This window comes from Kitasatospora sp. NPDC091257, from assembly GCF_044757675.1.
GTDB lineage: Bacteria > Actinomycetota > Actinomycetes > Streptomycetales > Streptomycetaceae > Kitasatospora > Kitasatospora lactacystinica.
This window is the reverse complement of sequence record NZ_JBIVVI010001742.1, coordinates 1-1,326: the sequence shown is the minus strand read 5'-3', so window position 1 is coordinate 1,326 and position 1,326 is coordinate 1. Positions and strand designations below refer to the sequence as shown.

Sequence of the window (1,326 nt, the reverse complement as noted above, 5' to 3'; positions counted from 1 at the left end):
CCCTACCGGCCCCCCGCGGCGCCACCGGCGAGGACCCGCCCGCCGAGCCCCACCCGGCCCCCCGGCGCGGCTTCCTCGCCAAGGCCTTCGGCATCACCGCCGTCCTCAGCGCCGCCGGCTCCGGCCTCGGCCTGCTGCGCGACCTCCTGCTGGCCCGCTACTTCGGCGCCAACCAGGGCACCGACGCCTTCCTGGTCGCCTGGACCGTCCCCGAGACCGCCGCACCGCTGCTGATCGAGGACGCCATGTCCTTCCTCATGGTGCCCGCCTTCGCCCTCGCCCTGGTGCTGCGCGAGGAGGACCCGGACGCCCCCGACCCGGTCCGCCAGCTGGTCCGCGCCACCCTGCCCTGGCTGCTGATCGCGCTCGGCGGCCTCGCCCTGGCCGTCGTCCTGGGCGCCCCGGAACTGGTCGACCTGCTCGCCCCCGGCCTCACCGACCCCGCCCTGGCCGTCACCTGCACCCGGATCACCGCGATCACCGTGCTGCCCTTCGGCGTGGCCGGCTACCTGGCCGCCGCGCTGCGCGCCCACCACCGCTTCCCCGCCCCGGCCGGCATCTACGTCGCCTACAACCTCGGCATCCTCGCCGTCCTGCTCTGCCTCCACGCCTACCTCGGGGTGCGCTCCGCCGCCCTCGGCGTCGCGGCCGGCAGCCTGCTGATGGCCGGTCTGCTGGTCGGCCCCTTCCTGCGCCGGCTGCGCCAGGGCCCGCCCGACACCGGCCGCGGCCGCCGCTCGCGCCGGGCCCTGGTGCTGATGCCGCTGGCCCTGCTGCCGGTGGCCGCCTTCACCCTCACCCGCCAGTCGCAGGTCTTCGTCGAGCGCTACCTCGGCTCGGCGCTGCCGCCCGGCACCATCTCGCACCTCAACTACGCGGCCAAGGTCTCCCAGCTCGCCATGACGGCGGGTCTCCTGATCTGCACCGTCACCTTCCCGCTGGTCGCCCGGGCGCTCGCCGCCGGGGACCTCACCGCCGCCCGCGACCGGGTGGAGAAGGACCTCGGCCAGGCGACGGCCGTCGTCCTGCTCGGCACCGCCTTCCTGATGGCCTGCGCCCCCTCGGTGGTCTCGCTGCTGTTCGAACGCGGCGCCTTCGGCCCGCACGACACCGCCGCCACCGCCGACGTCATCCGGGTGTACAGCTTCGGCCTGCCCGCCCAGGCACTGACCGGCGTGATGATCCGCCCCTACTTCTCGCTGCGCCCGGTGGTCCGCCGGGCCGACGACCCGGGCCTGGTGGACGGACCCGCCGCCGAGGCCTGGTTCGCCCAGTCGTCCGGCCTCGCGGTGTCGGCGGACGGCGAGCGGCTCTGGGTCGCCGACT

Annotated in this window: 1 protein-coding gene; it reads left to right on the top strand. The window is 76.1% G+C overall.

All coding sequences use genetic code 11. The features are described from left to right. Positions 1 to 1,326 (top strand): lipid II flippase MurJ (locus ACIQOV_RS41695; RefSeq protein ID WP_401056392.1); only part of this gene is annotated, 1,326 nt, incomplete at both ends.